This window comes from Geodermatophilus sp. SYSU D01180 (assembly GCF_054050415.1).
On the sequence record NZ_JBJGZH010000048.1, the window covers coordinates 1 to 19,150 of the forward strand.

The following is a 19,150-nucleotide window of genomic DNA, read 5'->3' on the forward strand; positions in this document are numbered from 1 at the left end:
CCCGCCCCCCCCCCCGCCCCCCGCCCCCCCCCCCCCCCCCCCCCCCCCCCCCCCCCCCCCCCCCCCCCCCCCCCCCCCCCCCCCCCCCCCCCCCCCCCCCCCCCCGCGCCGGTGGCGCCGGTGGGACCGGATCCGTCCGCCCGCACCGTGGCCGTGCTGGCCGCCGCGGCCCTGGCGCTGGTCGCCGTCCTCGCGGGCGTCGCGCTCGGCACCGACCCCGGGGAGCCGGTGGCCGGCGGTGCGCCGCCGGCGGCCGCCCCCGGGCCGTCCACGCCGTCGGCCTCCCCCACGACGGCGCGGCCCGAGCTGCCGCCCGTCCCCGCCGACCCGCTGCCCGGCGAGCGCGGCGCGGGGCTGCTCGCCGCGCGGTCGGTACCCCTCGGCGACGACGGCGTCGCCGCCCGGCTGGCCCTGGGCGGGCTGGTGCTGGAGCGGCGCGCGGTCGGCGTCACGGTGGGCTACCCGTCGGTGACGGTGAGCGTCGGGACCGACGGGACGGCGCTGGCCCACGTGCTGCTGCCGACCTGGAACTGCCTGGGCACCACCGCGCCCGGGGACCCGGAGGCGGCCGGGTGCACCCCGGTGCTCACCGAGTACGCCGACCTGCCCACCCCGGCGCTGACCGTGACCCGCGACGGCGACGCGCTGCGGCTGGCCGGCCGCTTCCCCACCTACACCCGGCCCACGGCCACGCCGCCGGCGTACACCGGCCGGGTCTACGACCTGAGCGTCACCGTCGCCCCGGCCGGCGGGCTCGACGGCGGCGAGGCCCCGGCGGACGGGACGCTGTTCCTCGGCACCGAGCGGGCCGAGGCGCTGCCCGACCCGGCGCTCAGCCGGATCCGCGTCGCCGGCTGACCGGCAGCGCCGGGACCAGCCGGACCGCCCGGTCCAGCACCGGCCGCAGCACCCGGCCGCGGCCGGACAGCGCGACGCCGACCAGCGGCGCGCCCCGGACGGTGCCCAGCCCGCCGATCTCGGAGCGGCCCCACCACGGCAGCCGGTCCGCGCCGTCGACCAGCGTGAGCAGCCCGGCGCGCAGCCGCCCGCCGTCGGTGACCGTGGCGACCTCGACCCGGCCGAGGGCGGCGTGCAGCCGGGCGGCCGCGCGGACCAGGTCGCGGGCCCGCGCGTCGGGCGCGGCCGCGAGCAGGGCGGGCAGCGCGCGGTCGAGGTCGCGGGGGTCGCGGCTGCGGACGACCCGGCCGGCCGCGACGTCGTCCAGGCCGTCGACGAGCAGCGTGCTGCGGGAGGTGGCGACCCGGGCGTCGGGGCGCAGCCGGGCCAGTGCCCGGACCGTCGGGTCGCCGAGGGGCAGCCCGGCCAGCCGCAGCCGCCAGGGCCGGCGCAGCCCGGTGAGCAGGCCCAGCACGCCCGCGGCCAGGCGCTCGGCGGCGTCGTCGTCGCGGGCCAGCAGCCGCGCCGGCGGGCGGCCGCCGGGGACCGGGAGGCCGTCGCCGAGCAGGGTCGCGGTGACCACCGGGCCGGCGGTGGCCAGGGCGAGCAGGGCCAGCGCGTCGGGCCGGCCCGACCAGCGTGGCTCGACGACGACCGCGGCGGGCAGCAGCCGTGGCCGGGGGTGCGCCGACTGCACCGACAGCACGGTGGTCAGCCAGGGCGCGGCGGCGGTCAGCGGTGCGGCGAGGTCCCGGGCGAGCGGGACGGCGGCCCGGACCTCGCGGACCACGCGGGCCCGGCCCAGCGCCGTCCGGGTGTCCCTGCCCGCGCCGGTCACCGGGTCATCCGACCACACCGCCGTCCGGGCCCCGGGACGCAGGCAGCCCCCGACGGTGGCTGCCGTCGGGGGCTGCGGGAGAGGTGGAGGGGACGTCGCACGCCGGTGTGCTGGGCGGTCCCGTCCGTCCCCGGGACGTCGTCGGCTAGATGGCGCGGCGGCGCAGGCGGCGGCGCTCCCGCTCGGAGAGCCCGCCCCAGATGCCGAACCGCTCGTCGTTGGCGAGCGCGTACTCCAGGCACTCGGCCTTGACCTCGCAGCCGGTGCAGATCTTCTTCGCCTCGCGCGTGGAGCCGCCCTTCTCGGGGAAGAACGCCTCCGGGTCGGTCTCGGCGCACAGCGCCCGCTCCTGCCAGGACTGGACGTCGTCGGACAGGCCCATGCCGAGCAGCCCCATCAGGCCCGGGTCGGCCGGCCCGCTGCCGCGGGAGCCCCGCTCCGACCCGCCGATGTAGTCACTCAGCCACGAGACCTCTGCCATGACGATGCGTCCCCTCTCGCTCTCGTCCCGGACGCGGTTGCTCCGCGCCGCACACCGCGGGAATTACACGCGTGTCGTTGCCCGAGCGTCAACTTCGCCCGGTGTAAGCGGTTGACCACACGGGCCACACCCGTCACACGCCGTTCGTCACTTCTCGTCCACGTATCCGACACGCCCGTCGAACAGTGGACAACTGCCGATGGGGCACGATGACTTTCGTGGAGATCGTCGTGCTCGCCGGAGGCGTCGGCGGGGCCCGCTTCCTGACCGGCCTGCGGGAGGTGGCACCGCCCTCGTCGGTCACCGCGGTGGTCAACACCGGCGACGACGTGACGATGCACGGGCTGCGGATCTGCCCGGACCTCGACACCGTCGTCTACACCCTCGGCGGGGGCATCGACCCCGAGCGCGGCTGGGGCCGGGCCGGCGAGTCCTGGACGGTCAAGGAGGAGCTGGCCGCCTACGGCGCCGAGCCCACCTGGTTCGGCCTGGGCGACCGCGACCTGGCCACCCACCTGGTCCGCACCCGGATGCTCGACGCCGGCTACCCGCTCTCCGACGTCACCGCCGCGCTCGCCGACCGCTGGCGGCCGGGGGTCACCGTGCTGCCGATGAGCGACCAGCGGGTCGAGACGCACGTCGTCGTCGACGACCCCGGCAGCGGGCGGCGCAGCGCGATCCACTTCCAGGAGTGGTGGGTGCGCCACCGCGCCGAACCGGAGCCGCACGCCTTCGTGCAGGTCGGCGCGGAGCAGGCCCGCCCGGCGCCGGGCGTCGTCGAGGCGCTGGCCCGCGCCGACGCCGTCGTGCTGGCGCCGTCGAACCCGGTGGTGTCGATCGGCACGATCCTCGGCGTGCCCGGGCTGCGCGACGCGCTGCGCGCCACCCCCGGTCGGGTCGTCGGGATCTCCCCGGTCGTCGGCGGCGACGTGGTGCGCGGCATGGCCGACCGCTGCCTGCCGGTGCTCGGCGTCGAGGTCAGCGCGCAGGGCGTCGGGCGGCACTACGGCGCGCGGTCCGACGGCGGCCTGCTCGACGCCTGGCTGGTGCACACCGGCGACCGCGCCGAGGTGCCCGGCGTCGACGTGCGCGCGGTGCCGCTGCTCATGAGCTCGCCGGAGGCCACGGCCGCGATGGCCCGGGCCGCACTGGACGCCGCGGGCGTCACCGTCGATGGCTGAACCGGCCGGGGGCCTGCGGGTCCTGCCCGTCCCGGGGTTGCCGGAGTTCGCCGCCGGCGACGACCTGGCGGGGGCGGTCGCCGGCGCCGCGCCGTGGCTGGCCGACGGCGACGTCGTCGTCGTGACCTCCAAGGTGGTGTCCAAGGTGGAGGGCCGGGTGGTGCCGGTGCCGCCGGGCGCCGACCGCGAGGCGGTGCGGCAGCGGGCGATCGACGAGGAGACCGTGCGCGTCGTCGCCCGGCGCGGGCCGCTGAAGATCGTCGAGACGCGGCACGGCTGGGTGGTCGCCGCCGCCGGCATCGACGCCTCGAACGTGCCCGGCGACTCGCTCGTGCTGCTCCCCGCCGACGCCGACGCCTCCGCCCGCGGGCTGCGCGACCGGCTGCGCGAGCTGCTCGGCGTCGAGGTGGCGGTGGTGGTCAGCGACACCTTCGGCCGCACCTGGCGGGAGGGGCTGACCGACGTCGCCGTCGGCTCGGCGGGCATCGCGGCGCTGACCGACCACCGCGGCGCCGTCGACGCGCACGGCAACCGGCTGGAGACCACCCAGATGGCGCTCGTCGACGAGGTCGCCGCGGCCGCGGACCTGGTCAAGGGCAAGCTCGCCGGCGTGCCGGTCGCCGTCGTCCGGGGGCTGCCGTTCGAGGTGCCGGCCGAGGACGCCGGCACCCGCCCGCTGGTGCGGTTGGGCCCCGGCGACCTGTTCCCCTACGGCAGCCGCGACCTCGTGGCCAGCCGGCAGCCGGCTCCCGACCTCGTGCCCCGCGACGGCGACCGCGAGGCGGTGGCCGAGGCGTTCCGGGTGGCCAGCGCCGCGCTGCCGGAGTTCCCGGTGGTGCTGCGGCACGGCGGCGAGGGCGACGGCGTGGTCGACGTCCACCTCCCCGAGCGCGCCACGGTCACCGCCGCGCTGAACCTGGGCGCGCTGATCGGGGCCGTGCTCGTCCAGCTGCACGCCGAGGGCTGGGCCACCCGCTGGGAGCCGGTCGGCACCCCGGGCGGGTCCTCACTCGTCGGGAGGTTGTGGCTGGGCTCCGTGCGGACCTGAGCGAGAAGGCCGGTTTCGTTACGGTCGCCTGGTGGAGATCCGCGAGCTCGCCGTACCGGACAGTTACCGCATCGACCTCGTTCCCCACGGGGACCCCCGCGGCCGCTTCACCGAGTGGTATCGCGCGGGCGTGCTCGCCTCGGCGACCGGCTTCGGATTGACGCTCGCTCAGGCCAACCACAGCGTGTCCACCCGAGGCGTCCTACGAGGTGTCCACTTCGCCCTCGTGCCGCCAGGACAGGCCAAGTACGTCTACTGCCTCGCCGGTCGGGTCCTCGACGTCATCGTCGACATCCGGGTTGGCTCGCCGACCTTCGGGGCCCACGACGCCGTGGTGCTCGATAGCGAGCAGCCTCGAGCGGTCTACCTGTCCGAGGGACTCGGGCACGCCTTCGTGTCCCTGGTAGACCACAGTTCCGTCACGTATCTCGTCTCGACGGGGTACTCCCCCGGGCGCGAGTTCGGCATCCATCCCCTGGATCCGGCGCTGGACCTGCCCTGGCCTAGCGACCTCGACTTCTCCCTGTCGGCCAAGGACGAGGCGGCACCCACTCTGGAGGAGGCCCGGGACCGAGGAATACTCCCGACCATGGAACAGTGCAGCGCCCGATACGCCCAGCTGCGCGGTGACCAGGCGGCGAGCTGACCGACACCATCGGTAACGTCCCGAGCATGCGCGGCATCATCCTGGCCGGTGGTACCGGCAGCCGACTCTTCCCGATCACGCAGGCGGTGAGCAAGCAGCTCATGCCGGTGTACGACAAGCCGATGGTGTACTACCCGCTCTCGACGCTGATGATGGCCGGCGTCCGCGAGGTGCTGGTGATCACCACTCCGGGCGACCAGGCCGCGTTCCGGGCGCTGCTCGGCGACGGCAGCCGGCTCGGGATGCGGATCGAGTACGCCGTGCAGGAGAAGCCCGAGGGTCTGGCGCAGGCCTTCCTCATCGGCGCCGGTTTCGTCGGTGACGAGGCCGTGGCGCTGGTCCTGGGCGACAACATCTTCTACGGCGCGGGCCTCGGGACGGCGCTGGGACGGCTGCCCGCCCCCGACGGCGGGCACGTGTTCGCCTACCACGTGGCCAACCCGCAGGACTACGGCGTCGTGGAGTTCGACGGCGGCGGGAAGGTCCTCTCGATCGAGGAGAAGCCGGCCACGCCGAAGAGCTCCTACGCCGTGCCGGGGCTGTACTTCTACGAGTCGTCGGTGGTCGAGGTGGCCCGCGGCATCCGGCCCAGTGCCCGCGGCGAGCTCGAGATCACCGCGGTCAACGAGCACTACCTGCGGCAGGGCCGGCTGACCGTCACCGTCCTCGACCGCGGCACCGCCTGGCTGGACACCGGGACCTTCGCCTCGTTGCGTCAGGCGACGGAGTTCGTCTCGGTCGTCGAGGAGCGGCAGGGCCTCAAGATCGGTTGCATTGAGGAGGTCGCCTGGCGGCAGGGCTGGCTCGACGACGACGGCCTGCGCCGCGCCGCCGAGCCGCTGGCCAAGAGCGGCTACGGTGATTACCTGCTCAGTCTCCTGGACGACCCGCGCCCGTAGAGGCAGTGAATGCGGACCTCGTTGACACCCCGCCGAGGACCTTCCCGATGGCTTGATCACTCCTACGCCCGCACTTCTCGCCGACCAGACGGCGCACCGGGACGACGGCGGCAATCGTGGCCCTGTGCCGAAACCGGAGGCAGGGACCAGCTGCCTCACTGAGATCCTGGGGCGGCGTCCACGAAGGTTGACTGCATCCTGATCGCCTCCGACATTTCGTAGCTGGCCTAGTTGGACCGGCCCAGCGGCGACCTGGTGCGCTGCAGCGAGCCGCTACGCACCGCGGCATGGTGCTTGTCCATGAAGCGCACAGCCCAACGGACTGGCGCGCGCACGACCGCAGATGGGTCCAACGCGCGGTCCCTGTCGCAGCGAGCATCTGGCAGGCCGACGTGTCGGCCATGACCGCCTGCGCGCGCTCTCGAAGACCGCCCTCACCCACCTACGCCGCAGTGGCCGTCGACGGGAAGGTGACCCGCGCCGGCTTCTCACGACGGGCAACGGCTTGAGTCGCCGCGTACGGCGTCGCCGACACCGAGGGGATGTGACCGTGACATCGTCCCCGCCCACTGCGACATCCCTGCCTGGCGAGGACCGTCACCGACGCGGGTGCCCAGTCCTGCCGTAAACGGTTCAACCGGCTGAGGACCAGCGATGGGGCCACAGTCCAACGACCCTCTGTGCAAGGGATGGTCCTCTGCCCGCCCCTGGATCTGCTCAGCTGACCGGTCTCAGGCGACAGGCAGGGGCCAGCCCGATCTCAGAGTGGTCCGGTCGCCCGTCTAGCCAGTCAGCGCCGCACCTCTGGGACGGGCCGCCCGGCGGCGACCCACTCCGAGTAGGTGATTGGCCGGTGGAAGGCCGGGCCCTGGTAGTAGATCGTGGGGTTGCCATACCACTGGTAGAAGTGGTCGCCGGTGACGCGCTGCACGACCTGGGGGGTGGGGAAGGACTCCTCGCTCCATTCCGGGTAGCCGATGGCGTAGCCGTAGCCAGTGGCCAGATTTGGCATCCGAGTGATATCCGACGCCCAGGACAACTTCAGGAAGCCGTAGTTTCCCCAGTCGACGAAGGACCGGAACCCTGACGCCTGCCACTCGGCGTAGGTCAGTTTGTGGTTGACCCCGTCCGGGCCCTCGACGAACAACTCACTCGAGGTGCCCCACTTGTAGTAGTACGAGCCGGCGATCCACCCGGTGTTCCGCGGGACGGGGCTGCCGAGGGCTACCCACCGCTCGTAAGTCAGCCGCTCCCACTGCCAGGAAGTCTCGCTAGGACCCGCGTACGTGACCGCGTAGATCGTCGGCGACCACGGGTACCTCACGTAGTCCGTCACGACCGGTGCAATCGGTGCAACTACTGCGCTGGGCGCGGAGGCCGGACCGGTACCGATGGCGTTGGTCGCAGCGACGGTGAACGTGTAGGTGATGCCGTTGACCAGACCGGTCACCGTGCACTGGATGGCTTCCGTGGTCGTGCAACGCCGTCCGCCGGGAGTGCTCGTGACGGTGTAGCCGGTGATCGGGGCGCCGCCGTCGTCGACAGGAACGGTCCACCGCACGGCGATTGAGGCGTTGCCCGGCGTAACGGCAGTGATGTGGGGCGCGGCTGGGACGGTTGGCAGTGCTGTTCGATGCCCGGCGATCAGTTGATAGGCGCCGAGCAGCCCGTAACCGGTGTTGCTGTCGAATCCAGGCGCCTCGATGTCGATGGCGGTGTTCCGCACAGCCGTGTGCACCGACATGACAGTTGAACCAGGGTGGACATCCAAGTAGCGGGAAAGCACGGCAGCAACATGCGGAGAAGCCATTGACGTTCCTGATCGATATGCGTAGCCGTAGGTCTTGTCAGTAGACACAACCGACCAGCCAGGGGCGGCAATGACATTGGTTGGACCGGAATACGAGAATTCAGCAGAAACGCCCAAGTCGTTGGTGGCGGCGACCGCGATGACGCCAGGCAAGGCCGCTGGGTAGCCGACGGCGTTGCCTTCCATGCGATTGTTTCCTGCCGCCGCCACGACTACAACGTTGCGGTCGATGGCGTACTTCACCGCGGTATCGAACTGGGAGTTGTACGGACCCGAGAGGCTCAGGTTGATGACATCCGCGCCGTGGTCGACCGCCCAGATGATCCCGTTGGTCACCGTGGCTGAAGTACCTCGGCCGTCAGTCGCCAGCACGCGGACAGGCATGAGCTGTGCGGCACTGGCCCCAGTGATGCCGATGCCGTTGTTGCTGATCGCGGAGATCTGTCCGGCGACATGAGTACCGTGGCCGTGCGGGTCGACACATCCCCTGCTTTGAGGGTAGAGCCCGGCGTCGGTGGCGAAGTCTGCCCCGAGGTCACAACGCACCACACCAGCGAGGTCCTCATGCGCCGCATCGATGCCGGTGTCCAGGACGGCGACGATCTGTCCTGAACCGTCTGGAGCGTCGGCAGGCAGCCGGTCGTATCCCAAGGCATCCAGACTCCACTGCTCGCCGCGGTAGACGTCGACCTCCCCCGCGATCGCAACGGATGTGTCGACGCTGACGTCTACGACCCCCGGCTGTGCAGCCAGCTCGGCGGCGACCTCCACGAGAGCGTCTGGCTCGGCCTCACGCGTGATGACCCGCAGGTCGTCGTCATTGATCACGATGGCCGAGACCGACTGCAACTCGGCCGCTGAACTCGACGACGTCTGGGGTTCGACTCTAGGTAGGTCGCCTCCGGGCGTCGCAGGAACGACGTCAGCTGATTCCACGTCCCCGGCGCCTGGAGCGGCGGACGCCGGCAGAGCCGGAAGAACGGCGGCAAGCACAGCAACTGTCGGGGCGGTGACCAGAACCGTTCGCCTCCAGCCGGTCCGCCTGCGAGTGCCGAGGACGAGCATCCCCTCTGTGTGGGTGATGCCCATGAGCGCGCAGTGGGTGCGTCCTCGAGACCTCGAGTTCACGATCTGGTATCCCTGTCGCCGAGAACCGGTGGCTGGTCGGCAAGGGATTCGGCAGATGCGAGCGGATTACTAAGGCGACTCCCCACATCGGGTAGGAATCAACAGAAAAGAACAGGGGGTACTGCCTGCCGGATGGTGGTGCGGTGATTCGCTCACCGAACCACCACCGACCTAGACAGCGACGCTGGGTAGACCAGCCCCGGTGACGGCCGGCAGGGAGGGGACATAGCCGACCTCTGTCAATTGGTACAGGTCGCATTCTTGACTCAGTGGCGGGCTCGACGCCGTCGGGCTGCGCAAGTCGGGAAGGCGGACCTGCTCCCTGTCACCGACCCCATGTAGATCCACCACTCGTACAGCCAAGCGCAGATCGCCCAGTCATCCGCCGCGGAACTCGGGTGTCCTAGATCCGGCGGTAGTTGGTCGGCGCCATCCGCGGGCCGCGGCGGGGCGGCATGCTCCCGCCGACGTGCAGCAGCCGCACCACCCGCTGCCGGTGCCCACGCCAGGGCTCGAGCAGCTCCATCATCCCGTCGTCGTCGGTCTTGCGGCCGGTCAGCGACCAGCCGACCAGGTTCTTCAGGTGGTAGTCGCCGTAGCTGACGGTGTCGGGGCAGCCGTGGGTGCGCTGGACGACCTCGGCCGCGGTCCACACGCCGATGCCCGGCACCGTGCGCAGCTTGTGCTGCAGGGTCGGCGAGTCGCAGCCGTCGTCCGGCTCGAGGGCGTGCGCGACCGACGCCACGTGCAGCAGCGCCCGCCGGCGGGCGCCGTCGAGGCCGCAGCGGTGCCACTCCCAGTCGGTGACCTCCCGCAGCCGCCGCGGCGAGGGCAGCACCCGCATGCCCTCGGGGGCGGGCCCGGGCGCGGGGTCGCCGGCCAGCCGCAGCAGCGCCCGCCACACCCGGTGCGCCTCGACGACGGTGACCTTCTGCTCCAGCACCGCCGGGACCAGCGCGTCCCACGTGCGGCCGGTGCGGCCCAGCCGCAGGTCGGGCGTGCGCCGGGCGATCTCGCGGACCAGCGGGTGGCAGTCCGGGTCGAAGCCCGCGCAGTCGTCGAACGCGCCGAGCCAGCCGGGCACCGCCGTGCCGGCCCACTCCGCGCCCGGGCCCCACGCCTGCACCCGCACCTCGCCGCCGCGGTAGGTGACGCGCACCGTGGCCGGCCCGCACGGGGTGGTCGTCGTCCGCCAGACGGCGTCCCCGTCCCACTGCATCGCGGGGTCCCCGGCGCTGCGCTGGTGCGGGCGCAGCACCGCCTCCAGGTCGAAGCGCCAGTCCGGCCGCCAGCAGTCGGTGAAGTCGGCGCCGGCGAGGACGGCGGGAGGTGCGGGTGCCGGCGGGGTCGGGGCCGGCAGTGCAGCGGTCACACGGGTCTCCGGAGGGTCAGCGGGGGGCCATGCGCAGCGCGCCGTCCATCCGGATGACCTCGCCGTTGAGGTAGCCGTGCTCGACGATGGCGAGCGCCAGCTGGGCGAAGTCGTCGGGGCGGCCCAGCCGCTTGGGGAACGGGATGCCGTTGGCCAGCGCGGTGCGGGCCTCCTCGGGCAGGCCGCCGAGCAGCGGGGTGTCGACCAGGCCGGGGGCGATGGTGCACACCCGCACGCCGACGCTGGACAGGTCGCGCGCCGCCGGCAGCGTCATGCCGACGATGCCGCCCTTGGAGGCGCTGTAGGCGAGCTGGCCGATCTGGCCGTCGAAGGCGGCGATCGAGGCGGTGTTGACGACGACGCCGCGCTCGCCGTCCTCCTCCGGCTCGGTGGCGGCCATGGCGGCGGCGGCCAGGCGCAGCACGTTGAAGGTGCCGACCAGGTTGACCATCACGGTGCGGAGGAACGGGTCGAGGTCGTGCGGGGTGTTGCCCTTGCCGACCGTGCGCTGCGCCCAGCCGATGCCGGCGCAGTTGATCGCGACGCGCAGGGGCCGGTCCTTGCCGGTGGCGTCCTCGATCGCGGCGGCCACCTGGGACTCGTCGGTGACGTCGGTGCGGACGAAGGTCGTGTGCCCGCCGAGCTCGTCGGCCAGCGCCTTCCCGCGCTCCTCGTTGAGGTCGAGGACGGTCACCGCGGCGCCGCGCGCGGCGAGCGCACGGGAGGTGGCCTCCCCGAGGCCGGAGGCCCCACCGGACACGACAGCTGCGACGTCGAAGTTCTTCATGACCGGCATCACACCACGCCCGGCGACCGCACCCGGCGAGGGCCTAACTGAACCGGCGGCCATGCCGTTCCTCCACCGCCGCCAGCAGTTGCTTGACCCGCTCGGCGTCGGACACGGCGCAGACCATCGTGACGTCGGCGGTGGCCACGACGACGCTGTCGCGGATCCCGACCAGCGCCACGAGGTGCTCCGGGTCGTCGCTGAACACGATGTTGCCCGCGCTGTCGAGGGTCACCGCGAGCCCGCCCACGGCGTTGCCGTCGGCGGCGGCCAGCGTCTGCGCCAGCGCCGGCCACGAGCCGACGTCGAGCCACTCGACGTCGAGGTCGGCGACCAGCACCCGGCCGGGCTCGGTGGCCGCGGGCTCGAGGACGGCGTAGTCGACGCTGGTCTTCGGCAGCGTCGGGAACACCTCGGCGAGGACGGCGTCGCGCCCGGCCCCCGCCGGCGCGGCCACGATGCGGGCCAGGCCCTCCGCGGACGCCGGCAGGTGGTCGGCCAGCGCGTCGAGCACGGTGCGGGCCCGCCAGACGAACATGCCGGAGTTCCACAGGTACTCCCCCGACGCCAGGTAGGCCTCGGCGGTGGCGCGGTCGGGCTTCTCCTTGAACGCGGCGGCCTCCGCGACCCCGGGCACCTCGGTGGGCGCGCCGCGGCGGACGTAGCCGAAGCCGGTGGCCGGGGCGGTCGGGGTGATGCCGAGGGTGACCAGCGCCCGCGGCCGCGCGGTCAGGGCGTCGAAGGCGGTGGTCAGCGTGGCGGCGAACCGCTCGACCGGGCGGATGACGTGGTCGGCGCTGACGACGGCGAGCTCGGCGTCGGGGTCGGCCTCGGCGACCAGGGCGGCGGCCAGCCCGACGGCGTTGGCGGTGTCGCGGGCGACCGGCTCGAGCACCAGCCGGTCCGGCCGCAGCCGCGGCAGGGCGGCCCGCACCTGGTCGCCGTAGCGGGCCGCGGTGCACACCCAGATCCGCTCGGCCGGCAGCACCGCCTCCAGCCGGGTGAAGGCCTCGGCCAGCAGGCTGTGCGCGCCGCCGTCCCCGTCCTGGAGGACGTCGAGCAGCTGCTTGGGCCGCGCGGAGCGGGACAGCGGCCACAGCCGCGTGCCGGAGCCCCCGGCCATGATCACCGCGTGCCTCATGCCGTGCCTCCCCGACGGGCCCGGCCGACGTCGTCGGCGCGGCGCTGGAAGCGGGCCCCGGCGGCCACCCGCCCGCTGACGTAGGACAGGAGCATCCGGCCGCCGAGGCCGGCCCGGAGCGCGGCCCGCAGCGGGGCGTTGCGGGGGCCGGGGTACTGGCCGGACAGGTAGCGCAGCGCGCTGGTGTGGTGCACCCGCTGCATGCGGTGCGGCTCGCGGCGGGTGGCGTGCCCGCCCTCGTGGACGACGACGGCGCTCGGCGCGTAGACGTGCAGGTACCCGGCGCGCCCGAGCCGCTCGCCGAGGTCGACGTCCTCGAAGTACATGAAGTAGCCGGGGTCGAAGCCGCCGACCGCCCGGAACGCCTCGAGGTCGACGAGGAAGCAGGAGCCCGACAGCCAGCCGGCGGTGCGCTCGCGCGGCGCCTCGCGCTCGCGGCGGTAGCGCGCGGTCCACGGGTTGCCCGGCCACGCCCAGCCCACCAGCGCGTGCCCGGCGCCGGTGGACAACCGTGGCAGCTCCCGGGCCGACGGGTAGAGCTCGCCCTCGGGGGTGCGGATGGCCGGGCCGACGGTGGCCGCGCGCGGCCAGCGGGCGGCGACGGCGAGCAGCTCGTCGACCGACCTGGGCTCGAAGCGGACGTCGGGGTTGGCCACCAGCGCGTACCGGCCCGCGGCCCCGGCCAGGCCGGCGTTGACCGCCGCGCCGTAGCCGACGTTCCCGCCGGTGTGCAGCAGCCGCACGTGCGGGTGCTCGGCGGCCACCCGCTCCGGGACGCCGTCGGTGGACCCGTTGTCGGCGAGCATCACCTCGACGGGCCGGGTCGTCGCCTCGGCCAGCGAGGACACGAAGCCCTCGAGTGCCTCGCCGGGTGAGTACGTCACCGCCACCACACGTAGCGGAGCGACGTCAGAGGAGCCGAGCACGGGCTGACTCTATGAGTCAGCCTCGGGACCGGCCGGTGGCCCGGGGGCGCACGGGCTGGGTGTGGCCCATGGGACGTGGGGGACGGGCCCGTCACGAAATGCCGCCAGTGCCCCGTGGAAGCCCTGAGCCCGGGAAGCCCCGCCGGTACAGTCGCGAGGCGTGACCTCAGCGAGACCTGACCTCGTCGTCGTCGGTTCCGGGTTCTTCGGGCTGACCGTCGCGGAGCGGGTGGCCAGCCAGCTGGACAAGCGCGTGCTCGTCCTCGACCGACGCGACCACATCGGTGGGAACGCCTACTCCGCACCCGAGCCCGAGACGGGCATCGAGGTGCACGTCTACGGCGCCCACCTGTTCCACACCTCCAACGAGCGGGTCTGGCGGTACGTCAACCAGTTCACCGAGTTCACGAAGTACCAGCACAAGGTCTACTCCATCTACCAGGGGAAGACCTACTCGCTGCCGATCAACCTGGCCACGATCTGCCAGTACTTCGAGCGCAGCTACTCCCCCTCCGAGGCCCGCGCGCTGGTGGCCGAGCAGGCCGGTGAGATCGACACCGCCGACGCGCAGAACCTCGAGGAGAAGGCCGTCTCCCTGATCGGCCGCCCCCTCTACGAGGCGTTCATCCGCGGCTACACCAAGAAGCAGTGGCAGACCGACCCCACCGAGCTGCCCGCCGCGGTCATCGCCCGCCTCCCCGTGCGCTACACCTTCGACAACCGGTACTTCAACGACACGTACGAGGGCCTGCCGAAGGACGGCTACACCGCGTGGCTGCAGAAGATGGCCGACCACCCGAACATCGAGGTGCGGCTGTCCACGGACTACTTCGACGTGCGGGACGAGCTGCCGGCCGACGTGCCGACCGTCTTCACCGGCCCGATCGACAAGTACTTCGGCTACGAGGCCGGTGAGCTGGGCTGGCGCACGCTGGACTTCGAGACCGAGGTCCTGCCGATCGGCGACTTCCAGGGCACCTCGGTCATGAACTACGCCGACGAGGACGTGCCCTTCACCCGGATCCACGAGTTCCGGCACTTCCACCCCGAGCGGGACTACCCGGCCGACAAGACCGTCGTCGTCCGCGAGTACTCGCGCTTCGCCGAGACCGGCGACGAGCCGTACTACCCGATCAACACGCCCGAGGACCGCGCCAAGCTCGAGCGCTACCGCGAGCTGGCCAAGAACGAGGCCGCGGAGAAGCGTGTGCTCTTCGGCGGCCGGCTGGGCACCTACAAGTACCTGGACATGCACATGGCGATCGGCTCGGCACTGAGCATGTTCGACAACCGCATCCGCCCCTTCTTCGACGAGGGCGGCTCGCTCGACGGCCGCCTCGACGACTGAGCCGAGGACTGATCCCCCATGACGACGACCGCATCCCAGGTGGCTGACGCGCCGGTCAAGCCGGACACCGTCAGCGAGCCGGCGGACACCGAGCTCACCCCGGACAAGGCCGTCACGCTGGTCCAGCGGGTCCTCATGCCGCGCCCGGCCGACCCGCTGAAGGTCCGCAGCCTCTACCTCGACGAGGAGAACTCCCCGGTGCGCGTCCGGCAGGACGGGCGCCACTCCGGCACCATCGTCGCCGGCGCCGAGGTCTCCTTCGCCACCTACTTCAACGCCTTCCCGGCCAGCTACTGGCGCCGGTGGAGCGTGCTGGACTCGGTGGTGCTGCGGGTGACCGTGTCCGGCACCTGCCGCCTCGACGTCCACCGCTCGAAGGCCGACGGCGAGTCGATGCACGTCACCGGCGTCTCGCACGAGGGCGACGACGAGCGCACCCTCGAGCTCGAGCTGGACCTCGCGCCGTTCATCGACGGCGGCTGGTACTGGTTCGACGTCACCGCCGAGAGCGACACGGTGGTCCGCGAGGCCGGCTGGTACGCCCCGCAGGCGCCGGCCGAGGAGCCGCGCCTGGCGATCGGCATCTGCACCTACAACCGCCCGGTCGACGCGCTGGCCGCGGCCCGCGCGCTGGTCGAGGACCCCGCGGTGCTCGAGATCCTGTCGCTGGTGACGATCGCCGACCAGGGCAACAACCACGTCAAGGACGCCGCCGGCTACGCCGAGGTGAAGGGCGCCCTGGGCGACCGGCTGCACGTGGTCGAGCAGCCCAACCTCGGCGGCAGCGGCGGGTTCGCCCGCACCATGCACGAGGCGTTCACCCGCAGCGACGCCACGCACGTGGTGCTGCTCGACGACGACATCATGATCGAGCCCGACAGCCTCCTGCGGGCGCGGGCGTTCGCCGCCTACGCCAAGAGCCCGATGCTCGTCGGCGGCCAGATGCTGGCGCTGCAGAACCGCTCGGTGCTGCACAGCATGGGCGAGATCGTCGACCGCGAGACGTTCTTCTGGACCAACGCGCCGAACACCGAGTACCACCACGACTTCGGGAAGAAGTCGCTACGCGAGTCGGCGGACCTGCACCGGCGCATCGACGTCGACTACAACGGCTGGTGGATGTGCCTCATCCCCCGCGTCGTCACGGAGAAGATCGGCATGCCGCTGCCGGTGTTCATCAAGTGGGACGACGCCGAGTACGGCCTGCGGGCCTTCGCCGCCGGCTTCCCGACCGCGTCGCTGCCCGGCACCGCCATCTGGCACCTGTCCTGGGGCGACAAGGACGACGCCAGCGACTGGCAGGCGTACTTCCACATCCGCAACCGGCTGGTCGCCGCGGCGCTGCACTCGCCGCACAGGCACGGCGGCAAGCTGTTCCGCGAGATGCTCAAGGCCGACCTGCGGTTCCTCATCAACCTGCAGTACTCCACGGTCGAGCTGCACCACCGGGCCTACCGCGACTTCCTCGCCGGCCCGGAGGCGCTGTTCAGCGGCATGCCGCAGTCGGTGGTCACCGCCCGCGAGGTGCGGGCCACCCACGCCGACGGCAAGGTGCTGCCCTCCTCGGCGGACCTGCCGCTGCCCTCGATGCCGACGGCCAAGGCGGTGCGCTTCCGCCGGATCCCGGTCAACCCGCTGCAGATCGGCAAGACGCTGGTCAAGGCGCTGGTGCACAACGCCCGCCCGGTGGACCCCGAGAACCTGGACACCCCGCAGCTGAACCTCGCGTTCCAGGACGCGCAGTGGTTCCTGCTGTCCCGGCTCGACAGCGCGACCGTGGGCACCGCGGACGGCCGCGGGGTCACCTTCCGGCGCCGCGACCCGGCGACCTTCCGCCGGCTGGTGGCGACGTCGGTGCAGCTACTGCGCCGCATGTCCGCCGACTTCCCGGAGCTGCAGCGCCGTTATCAGGCCGCGGCCGGCGAGCTGACCTCGATGGACCGCTGGACCGAGGCATTCGAGAAGTGGGGCTACACCCGCGTCTGAGGGAGGACCCCGCTGCAGGGGCCGTGAACGCGCGAAGGGCCCCGACCGGATCTCCGGTCGGGGCCCTTCGCGCGTGTGGGGGCCGGGCGTCAGGGGCGGGTGAAGCGCTCCTGGCGGCCGGCGCGGGTCAGCCGCAGCCACTCCCGCCAGCCGGCGCGGTCGCGGCGGGACACGAGGAAGAACCAGCCGAAACGCACGGTCTCCAAAGGGCGCAGCCAGCGCATGCCCGGCTGGGCCATGAGGTAGCCGCGGTTGCGGTAGGTGAAGTACCGCTTGACGTCGTTGGCCGGGTACTGCGCCGACAGCCGCCCGCCGAGGATGGGCGCGAACTCCGTCGTCCCCTCCGGGTGCAGGTAGGCCGCCTGCGTGCAGGTGCCGAAGGGCAGGCCCGCGCGCAGCAGCCGGCGGTGGATCTCGGTCTCGTCGCCGCGGAAGAACAGCCGGTAGTCCGGGACGCCGACGACGTCGAGGGCCTCGGCGCGGAACAGCGCCCCGTTGAACAGCGAGGCGTAGTCCGGCAGCAGGTCCAGGCCGGCGAAGTCGCTGCGGCGCCGCCGCCAGCGCAGCCCGCGGCGCAGCGGGAAGGCCAGCCGGTCGGGGTCGGCCATGTCGGTGACCAGCGGGCTGACCTCGGCCAGGCCGTGCCGCTGCGCGGCGTCCAGCAGGGTGGCCAGCACGGTCGCGTCGGCGGGGCGGCCGTCGTCGTCGGCGCACCAGACCCAGTCCGCGCCCATCGCGAGGGCGTGCAGCATGCCGTAGGCGAAGCCACCGGCGCCGCCGAGGTTGCGCCGGCTGGGCAGGTGGGTGGCCGGCAGCCCGCTGGCCGCGACGACGTCGGCGGCCGACTCGTCGGGCCCGTTGTCGACGACGAGGACGTGGTCGACGCGGCGGGTCTGGGACGCCAGCGCGGCCAGGCTCCCGGCGAGCAGCTCCCGCCGGTGCCGGGTGACGACGACGGCGACGACGCACTCCCCCGCGGCCGGGACCGCGGCGCTCACGCGGGCAGGCCCTTGTAGGCCCGCAGCACGTCGTCGAGGTCGCCCTGCTGCCGGATCCGGCCGTGCTCCATCCAGATGGCGGTGTCGCACAGCTCGCGCAGGAACTCGTCGGAGTGCGAGGCGAACACCAGCAGGCCCGAGCGCTCGACGAGCTCGACCAGCCGCTGCTTGGACTTCTCGAGAAAGGCGGCGTCGACGGCGCCGATGCCCTCATCCAGCAGCAGGATCTCCGGGTCGATGCTGGTGACGACGCCGAGGGCCAGCCGCACCCGCATGCCGGTGGAGTAGGTGCGCAGCGGCATGTGCAGGAAGTCGCCGAGCTCGGTGAAGTCGGCGATGTCGTCGACCCGCTCCTGCATCTGCTTGCGGCTCATCCCGAGGAACAACCCGCGGATCATGATGTTCTCGAGGCCGGAGATCTCGGGGTCCATGCCGACGCCGAGGTCGAACACCGGCGCGACGCGGCCGCGCACCTCGGCGTGCCCGCGGGTCGGCTCGTAGATGCCCGACAGCAGCCGCAGCAGCGTGGACTTGCCCGCGCCGTTGTGCCCGACCAGGCCGACGCGGGCGCCGTGCTCGAGGGTGAGGGTGATGTCCCGCAGCGCCTCGATGACCGGCACCTTGGCGCCGCTGTCGATGTTGCCCCCGACCAGGCCCATGACGGTCTTCTTCAGCGACCGGCTCTTGGCGTCGAAGATCGGGAAGTCGACGCAGGCGTCCTTGGTCGTGATCCCGATCGAGCCGTCCGTGCCGGCCTCGTTGACGTCGTTCACGCTCACACCCAGTAGGAGACGCGGGACCGGTAGCGGCGCATCACGTACATCGTGAACGCCCAGCCGGCCACCGTGATGGCGAGGACGACCACCCAGTACCGCAGCTCCTGGTCCTGGCCCAGCAGCGGTCGGCGGATGATCTCCACGAAGTGCAGGAAGGGGTTGAACTCGGCCAGCCGCGCCCGCTCGGCGATGGCGGGGTTCGGGCTGTTCACCAGCTCGTCGTAGATCCACACGATCGGCGTCAGGAAGAACGCCAGCTGCACGACGCTCTGCGTGATCGGCAGGATGTCGCGGAACCGGGCGGTGATGACGCCGACGGCGAGGGAGACCCAGGCGCCGTTGAGGGCGAGCAGCACGAAGGCCGGGAGGACGGCGACGGCCGTCCACTTCAGCGGCTGGGGGAACACCAGCAACATGACCAGGTAGACGATCATGTTGTGGGCGAAGAACAGCGTCTGCCGCCACACCAGGCGGTAGACGTGCACCGACAGCGGCGCGGGCAGGTGCTTGATCAGGCCCTCGTTGGCGATGAAGACCTCGGAGCCCTCGTTGATGCACCCGCTGATGAAGTTCCAGACGATGAACCCGACGAGGACGTGCGGCAGGAACCGCGACAGCTCGATGTCGAACAGCCCCGAGTAGAGGATCCCGAGCGCGACGGCGGTGACCGCCATGCTGATGGTGATCCAGATCGGGCCGAGGACCGAGCGGCGGTAGCGCTGGCGGATGTCCTGCCAGCCCAGGTGCCCCCAGAGCGTCCGCTGCTCCCAGCCGCGCCTGAGGTCCGCGACGGCTGCGGCGAGCGTTCGTCCGGCCGGTTGTGCGAGTGCCACGGCGATCCACGCTACCTGCGCGCGGCGGACCGGCCCTGGAACGGACCGGTCCGCC

General features: G+C 72.7%; 17 protein-coding genes. 7 read left to right on the forward strand and 10 right to left on the reverse strand.

The features are described from left to right. Positions 1 to 120 precede the first annotated feature (120 nt). A complete protein-coding gene (locus ACI8AA_RS23495) occupies positions 121 to 858 on the forward strand; it encodes a hypothetical protein (RefSeq protein ID WP_457046786.1) in 738 nt (245 codons plus the stop codon). Here the strand turns inward: ACI8AA_RS23495 and ACI8AA_RS23500 are convergent. Both ACI8AA_RS23500 and ACI8AA_RS23505 read right to left on the reverse strand, forming a co-directional pair. Next, the gene (locus ACI8AA_RS23500) at positions 833 to 1,735 is read right to left on the reverse strand and encodes a hypothetical protein (RefSeq protein ID WP_457046787.1); all 903 of its coding nucleotides are present in this window, start codon (positions 1,733 to 1,735) and stop codon (positions 833 to 835) included. The two genes, ACI8AA_RS23495 and ACI8AA_RS23500, sit on opposite strands and share 26 nt — an antisense overlap. 145 nt (positions 1,736 to 1,880) lie before the next feature. Next, positions 1,881 to 2,132: a WhiB family transcriptional regulator gene (locus ACI8AA_RS23505; protein WP_456929453.1), complete on the reverse strand. Its 252-nt coding sequence runs from the start codon at positions 2,130 to 2,132 to the stop codon at positions 1,881 to 1,883. A 302-nt stretch (positions 2,133 to 2,434) separates the two neighbouring features. Here ACI8AA_RS23505 and cofD point away from each other — a divergent pair, with 302 nt between their 5' ends. From cofD to rfbA, 4 genes are read left to right on the forward strand one after another with little or no spacing between them, the layout of a single operon-like run. After that, complete coding sequence (gene cofD / locus ACI8AA_RS23510; RefSeq protein WP_457046788.1) at positions 2,435 to 3,397, forward strand: 2-phospho-L-lactate transferase; 963 nt, start codon at positions 2,435 to 2,437, stop codon at positions 3,395 to 3,397. Continuing rightward, positions 3,390 to 4,445: a coenzyme F420-0:L-glutamate ligase gene (locus ACI8AA_RS23515; protein ID WP_457046789.1), complete on the forward strand. Its 1,056-nt coding sequence runs from the start codon at positions 3,390 to 3,392 to the stop codon at positions 4,443 to 4,445. The genes cofD and ACI8AA_RS23515 overlap by 8 nt, the downstream gene beginning before the upstream one ends. A 31-nt stretch (positions 4,446 to 4,476) precedes the next feature. Continuing rightward, entirely contained in the window at positions 4,477 to 5,091 is a 615-nt protein-coding gene (locus ACI8AA_RS23520; protein WP_457046790.1) for a dTDP-4-dehydrorhamnose 3,5-epimerase family protein, read from the forward strand. A 26-nt stretch (positions 5,092 to 5,117) separates the two neighbouring features. Continuing rightward, positions 5,118 to 5,990, forward strand: coding sequence for a glucose-1-phosphate thymidylyltransferase RfbA (gene rfbA / locus ACI8AA_RS23525; RefSeq protein WP_457046791.1), 873 nt, complete (start codon positions 5,118 to 5,120; stop codon positions 5,988 to 5,990). 790 nt (positions 5,991 to 6,780) lie between these two features. Here rfbA and ACI8AA_RS23530 read toward each other — a convergent pair. The 5 genes from ACI8AA_RS23530 to ACI8AA_RS23550 all read right to left on the reverse strand — a co-directional run bounded on the left by ACI8AA_RS23530 (position 6,781) and on the right by ACI8AA_RS23550 (position 13,154). Next, positions 6,781 to 8,628, reverse strand: a complete 1,848-nt coding sequence (locus tag ACI8AA_RS23530; protein WP_457046792.1) for a S8 family serine peptidase — start codon at positions 8,626 to 8,628, stop codon at positions 6,781 to 6,783. Positions 8,629 to 9,331: 703 nt separating this feature from the next. Continuing rightward, entirely contained in the window at positions 9,332 to 10,300 is a 969-nt protein-coding gene (locus ACI8AA_RS23535; protein ID WP_457046793.1) for a DNA-3-methyladenine glycosylase family protein, read from the reverse strand. Positions 10,301 to 10,316: 16 nt separating this feature from the next. Continuing rightward, positions 10,317 to 11,087 carry an SDR family NAD(P)-dependent oxidoreductase gene (locus tag ACI8AA_RS23540; RefSeq protein WP_457046794.1) on the reverse strand — a complete coding sequence of 257 codons (771 nt, stop codon included), beginning with the start codon at positions 11,085 to 11,087 and terminating at the stop codon, positions 10,317 to 10,319. Between the two features lie 43 nt (positions 11,088 to 11,130). Next, positions 11,131 to 12,228 carry a mannose-1-phosphate guanylyltransferase gene (locus tag ACI8AA_RS23545; protein ID WP_457046795.1) on the reverse strand — a complete coding sequence of 366 codons (1,098 nt, stop codon included), beginning with the start codon at positions 12,226 to 12,228 and terminating at the stop codon, positions 11,131 to 11,133. Beyond that, positions 12,225 to 13,154, reverse strand: a complete 930-nt coding sequence (locus ACI8AA_RS23550) for a glycosyltransferase family 2 protein (RefSeq protein WP_457046796.1) — start codon at positions 13,152 to 13,154, stop codon at positions 12,225 to 12,227. The genes ACI8AA_RS23545 and ACI8AA_RS23550 overlap by 4 nt, the downstream gene beginning before the upstream one ends. A gap of 160 nt (positions 13,155 to 13,314) precedes the next feature. On the opposite strand from ACI8AA_RS23550, the gene glf reads away from it, so the two are divergent. Both glf and ACI8AA_RS23560 read left to right on the forward strand, forming a co-directional pair. After that, positions 13,315 to 14,502 carry a UDP-galactopyranose mutase gene (glf, locus tag ACI8AA_RS23555; RefSeq protein ID WP_457046797.1) on the forward strand — a complete coding sequence of 396 codons (1,188 nt, stop codon included), beginning with the start codon at positions 13,315 to 13,317 and terminating at the stop codon, positions 14,500 to 14,502. 18 nt (positions 14,503 to 14,520) lie between these two features. Beyond that, complete coding sequence (locus ACI8AA_RS23560) at positions 14,521 to 16,488, forward strand: glycosyltransferase (protein ID WP_457046798.1); 1,968 nt, start codon at positions 14,521 to 14,523, stop codon at positions 16,486 to 16,488. Positions 16,489 to 16,577: 89 nt separating this feature from the next. On the opposite strand, the gene glfT1 is transcribed toward ACI8AA_RS23560, so the two are convergent. Genes glfT1 through wzm form a run of 3 tightly spaced genes read right to left on the reverse strand, consistent with a single transcriptional unit; the run spans position 16,578 to position 19,095 of the window. Continuing rightward, positions 16,578 to 17,486: a galactofuranosyltransferase GlfT1 gene (glfT1, locus tag ACI8AA_RS23565; RefSeq protein WP_457046799.1), complete on the reverse strand. Its 909-nt coding sequence runs from the start codon at positions 17,484 to 17,486 to the stop codon at positions 16,578 to 16,580. Continuing rightward, a complete protein-coding gene (gene wzt / locus ACI8AA_RS23570) occupies positions 17,483 to 18,265 on the reverse strand; it encodes a galactan export ABC transporter ATP-binding subunit Wzt/RfbE (protein ID WP_457046800.1) in 783 nt (260 codons plus the stop codon). The genes glfT1 and wzt overlap by 4 nt, the downstream gene beginning before the upstream one ends. Next, positions 18,262 to 19,095, reverse strand: coding sequence for a galactan export ABC transporter permease subunit Wzm/RfbD (wzm, locus tag ACI8AA_RS23575; protein WP_457046801.1), 834 nt, complete (start codon positions 19,093 to 19,095; stop codon positions 18,262 to 18,264). The genes wzt and wzm overlap by 4 nt, the downstream gene beginning before the upstream one ends. Between the last annotated feature and the right edge of the window lie 55 nt (positions 19,096 to 19,150).